4 protein-coding genes are annotated in these 4,960 nt (G+C 50.9%); all 4 read right to left on the reverse strand.

Going from position 1 to position 4,960, the window contains the following annotated elements; genetic code table 11:
* Positions 1–51 precede the first annotated feature (51 nt).
* The gene (locus ASF49_RS15195; protein WP_056474495.1) at positions 52–1,356 is read right to left on the reverse strand and encodes an IS701 family transposase; all 1,305 of its coding nucleotides are present in this window, start codon (positions 1,354–1,356) and stop codon (positions 52–54) included.
* A 432-nt stretch (positions 1,357–1,788) separates the two neighbouring features.
* The gene (locus ASF49_RS23790; RefSeq protein ID WP_156653048.1) at positions 1,789–2,715 is read right to left on the reverse strand and encodes a hypothetical protein; all 927 of its coding nucleotides are present in this window, start codon (positions 2,713–2,715) and stop codon (positions 1,789–1,791) included.
* Between the two features lie 19 nt (positions 2,716–2,734).
* Entirely contained in the window at positions 2,735–4,483 is a 1,749-nt protein-coding gene (locus tag ASF49_RS23160; protein ID WP_082511330.1) for a glycosyltransferase, read from the reverse strand.
* Between the two features lie 26 nt (positions 4,484–4,509).
* Positions 4,510–4,960 (reverse strand): SIS domain-containing protein (locus tag ASF49_RS15200; protein ID WP_156653049.1); only part of this gene is annotated, 451 nt, incomplete at its 5' end.

The following is a 4,960-nucleotide window of genomic DNA, read 5'->3' on the forward strand; positions in this document are numbered from 1 at the left end:
ACTAGCACTACTTTGGCAGATTGATCTCAAGGCGGTTGATCGAGCACAGCGTCACAGTGTGGGCATCGCCGCGGTGGTGGCCGGCTGAGGTGATCCAGGATGGCTTGCCGGATCGCTGGCATCGAGGGATGGGGCGGTGGGCAGGCGATTGTTTTTTTTCCGCCCCGCTGCTGCGAGCCGCCGGGACTGGAGGAAGGCGTAGGCCATCATCGTCATCAGCGCATGGCGATGCAGACCGGTCCAGGAGCGGCCCTCGAAGTGATCGAGGCCGAGCTCCTCCTTCATCTGCTGATGAGCCTGCTCGCAGATCCAGCGTGCCTTGATCATGGCGGCGAGCTGCTTGAGGGTCGCATCGGCGGGCAGGTTCGAGAGGTAGAACTTGCGCTCGCCTGAGCCGCGCTCCTCGCGGACCAGCCAGACGGCTTCCCCAGGCAGATGTTGATTGCCCATCGTGCCGATCCGCTGCGTCGGACCATCGACCATCCGGACGCGCAACGCACAGAAGCGAGCCCGCAGCCGACCTTTGGTGCCGTGTCGCCAGGTCACCGACCGGCCGGTCATGTCCGCCAGGATCGTCTCGGCCGCGACCGAGACCTGATCCGGCACGTGATGCTGGCGCGGTCGCCCACGCCCCGCGACGGGGAAGATCATCGCCACGTCGGCCGGGTAGACCTTGCTGCGTCCCGAAATCCCGACGGCCCATCTCAGACCGCGCGCGCTCAGGGCCTGCCGGAATGGAGCAGAGCAGCCGTAACCCGCATCGGCCAGCACGCAGCCGAAGCGCACGCCACCCTCCCGAACCCGGTCGATCTCCGCGACGGCGATCTCCAGCTTGGTGCGGGCCGTACGCCGATCCTCGGGGACGCCGGCCGATGCCATCCGGTCCGGGTCGCTCGTCCAGGTCTCGGGCAGGAACAGCGCCAGGCCGACCGCCACGGGCACCTCGCCCCGCGCCAGCGTGAGCGACACCAGCGTCTGGCAGTTGGCGGTCTTGCCCAGCGTCGTGGCGTATTGCGGCGCCACGCCGACCGAGCGGTTGCCCTTCTTCGGCAAGGCGGTGTCGTCGACGACGAGGATCGCATCCGAACCGCCGACCAGGCGATCGGCCTCGCCGAGAAGCGCCTGCTGCAGCGGCGCCTCATCCCAGATCCCGGCCGCGATGAAGTGGTGCAGCCGATCATAGGGAACCCCATCGGCCCGCGCCGCCATCGGCTGGACGCTCTTGCGGTCGCCCAGGCCGATCAACCCGGCCACGTAGAGCGGGCACATCGCCCGGCGCGCCGGATGCGACAGGCCCGCCAGGGACGGCTGCAGCCATCGATCCAGATCGTCACGCCACTCCGCAGCCGCCGGCATCGCGATCCCCCCAAGCCCATCGCCGTGGCTTGCGAATCCGCAAAAACCTACCGTGTTCCCTCAGTCTGCCAAAGTAGTGCTAGTCGCAGCCGCCGGCATCGCGATCCCCCCAAGCCCATCGCCGTGGCTTGCGAATCCGCAAAAACCTACCGTGTTCCCTCAGTCTGCCAAAGTAGTGCTAGCTGCCTGCACCAGCGCTTGTCATTTGGCCAACGGGACAGAGGAGCTTAGTGCCGTCCGCTCGCCCTGCCATCGTCACGCGATTGACGATGCACTAACTTCGAACGCGCGTCACCGAACGGAGACAGGCCAGCTTGCTGGCAAAGCATCGACGAAGGATACCTTACGCAGCAGCCGACGAGTGTTACGATACAAACGACCAGTCGATAGAAATTACGGGAAATTTTTTAGAACGAACAAATACACCAACACCTAAGCTATTAGCTGAAATCTATTAACATCACCTAAGCGAGCCTTATTTATTATATCTTCCAAGAATTTGTTCGCCGAACATATAGATCGCAACCCATTTCTAAAATTTTGCCGCTCTACAAACGAATGATCGAAACGAATCAAAGACTCATCGATTTTGTCGATCCAATTTTCGTCATCGATATTAATGATCTGAAATGGATTATCGGGCAGCCACTGTGGAATATTAATCTCTTCAGTGACGACACAGGCTCCGACTGCAGCACCTATAAGTACTCTTGGCTCAAAAGAAACATGTTTTTCTGCATGTATATTGAGTACTACTTTGGACCTCCTCAGTAAATTAATAATATCATCTCCGAACAACCCGTGATCAATACTAACCAATCTAATTTTTCTCCGTTTTATTTTTTCCAAGGCTTGATATCTTCGTTTCGAGATTCTGCCAATAAACAGTACATCTATATCTTTCTCAACGTTTACATCATCAAACAGCTTGTCATTCAATGGATAAGGCGGATATCCGCTCATGAAAACGCCTTTGCTCTCGTTGTATTCCTGAGATGCGGCATCGTAATGAAACATATAGTCGTAGAAATTTATCGAGCTTCCTAGAAAAAAACGAAGTTTGCCTTCATGTTCAGGATCGATCTTAGATGGGAAGTTTATTAATTTTGGAAAGATCTCGCTTGAAAATCCAATTCTTAATCCTGAAAAGGCCATTAATACGGACGCAGGTATAAGCTCTGGACGAAATGCAAACAGGATTTGGGGTTTAAATCTTTCTAATAAATTAAAGACAGTACTTGAGTCGCCGTGGTAAAATTCCAAATGCTCGACGGATAGGCTATCAGTTGAGCTTGGCATATGTAGTCCAAAGTAGGGGAGATGCCCAACACAAACCACTTTTGTCAACGTCTTACTCATATAACACAACCCCTTCTAGTCAATCATCTTTATGTAAGAGCATATCAAACCAGTTAGCAGTATGACCACTTATGGAGTAATTGTACAAGGTGCTTTTATCTTTTATGAAATCTTTGTCGGAGATCTCTTGGTCATAGTGTGTATGCCACCCTTTTTCGAGACGCTCTCTTTCGAATCTTGGCTTCCTTTCCGCAAAAACTTTTCTCCTACCGTGCGCTACAGAACGAATTGAATAGTGCTTACGAGGCAAACGAAGAGGAAAAACGTTTGAGTCCTTGAACTCGACCCGATGTCCTCCATGACTTTTAAGATCAACCTGACCTGTAGGCTGAATCCATGCTTTTATTTGGAGGCCATAACTGACATTTTTAGAAAACTCGAAGTAGGGAAAGCTAACTTCTATGTCATCTCCCGGCTCCCCAGAGTCAACCGGCCTGAAGTCAAACATCCGCATATTAACTGTGTTGAAACCGCGATCTTCAATTCTGAAAAGACATTCCGCACAAGTAATATTTGCAACGGGAGATACAGTAATTTCGTCGCTGTCTTGATGAAGGATCCATCGGCCAACAAAATTTTCGGCAATTTTCTCTTTACGGCCTAACATTCCCGACCAATCGTAATGTTGGGATGCCCCAGTCGTTGGATAACGTTCTGTTCCTTCAATGTATGTTGATAAATGAGAATCTTGAAGTAAGGACTGAATTATCTCCCATGTTCCATCAGTGGACCAGTTGTCAATCAACCAGACAGAAAGTCCTTCACGAATATTTGCTAGTAAAATAGACCTGATACAGTCAGCGTCATTGAAAGTAGTTATTATCGCCAATGGCCTGTGTCTTGAGTTGTGATCGCGCACGCTTAAATCGGAACGGAAATTCCTTATGCCATCCAGATGGTTATAATAAAAAAATAGATCCTTAAGTTCGAAACGAGAAGTTTTATCGATATTGACGAAAAATTCACTATCTGCCTTCGAAGTTAAGTCGGCTTTGTTGCTGGAAAAGTTGTTGGTCCGGCGACCTTCCCATATGCCATAATGCGTGAAATGCTCTACACTTGTCATTTTACTCTGCGTTACGTCCGGATACACAGTTCTATAAAAAAACTCATCAAATAGTATATGCGGATTAATAGGCGATGATTTAATATGAGCGTCTATATATAGCTGTAGTGCGTCGATCGTTGTAGGTAAACTCGTTCCCGTTTCACTCTCGATGTGAGAGACTGAAAAACAAAATGTAGGACTCAATTTTAAATTTGACCCGGAAAGTAAGAAGTGTGCAAAAGGAGTGATGTTTTGTTTATCTGTTTTATTGACTTTACGATACCAATCATTATCGAAAAACATTGACGGTGACAAATTGTTTATGTATCCACTAGTTTCATAATGCTCGAATATCTCGCAATCAATGTTTATGTGTTTTATTGATGCCTGTTTCTTATAAAAATCGATGTGGATCAATTTATTGGGTGACAGATTCATTTTCCATCCGAATTTAAGATAGTGATAAAGATAATTCCCAACACCTCGAATTTTTTTTCTCTTCAAATTTGACTTATAAAACTCCAAATCAAATAAATGACTTTTCCATAAGCTAGGCTTAGACTCTGTTTTCAAGTATTTTTTTGCAAGTGTCAGGCGATCTCCCGCATCAATACCGTCTTTAGTATACACAAATGTGGAGAAAATTTTGCTGCTTGCGATGAGTTGAGCGCATTCTTCGGAACGCAGAAGTAGATCAATTTTTGAACTGAGATATTTCATTTTTATTTCCTGTTGACCAGTGAGGCCTATTCTACTGTGACGGACTTGGCGAGGTTGCGCGGCTGGTCGACGTCTTTGCCCATGAAGACGGCGGTGTGGTAGGCGATGAGCTGGATCGGCACCGCGTAGACGATGGGCGCCACCACCGGGTCGAGGTCGGGCATCGTCACGGTGGCCAGGGTGTCGAGGCCGGCCGCGGCCGCGCCCTTGGCGTCGCCGATCAGGATGATGCGCCCGCCGCGGGCGGCCACCTCCTGCATGTTCGAGACCGTCTTCTCGAAGATCGCGTCGTGGGGGGCGATCACGATCACCGGCACGCTCTCGTCGATGAGGGCGATGGGGCCGTGCTTGAGTTCACCCGCCGCATAACCTTCCGCATGGATGTAGCTGATTTCCTTGAGCTTCAGGGCGCCTTCCAGTGCCATCGGGTAGCTGGTGCCGCGCCCCAGGTAGAGCACGTCGCGGGCCTTGGCGACC

The sequence above is a fragment of the Methylobacterium sp. Leaf104 genome, assembly GCF_001422885.1.
GTDB lineage: Bacteria > Pseudomonadota > Alphaproteobacteria > Rhizobiales > Beijerinckiaceae > Methylobacterium.

Bases quoted from the DNA above. Each gene is read 5' to 3' on its own strand.
- ASF49_RS15195 (WP_056474495.1), bottom strand. From the start codon at position 1,356: ATGCCGGCGGCTGCGGAGTGGCGTGACGATCTGGATCGATGGCTGCAG.
- ASF49_RS23790 (WP_156653048.1), bottom strand. From the start codon at position 2,715: ATGAGTAAGACGTTGACAAAAGTGGTTTGTGTTGGGCATCTCCCCTAC.
- ASF49_RS23160 (WP_082511330.1), bottom strand. From the start codon at position 4,483: ATGAAATATCTCAGTTCAAAAATTGATCTACTTCTGCGTTCCGAAGAA.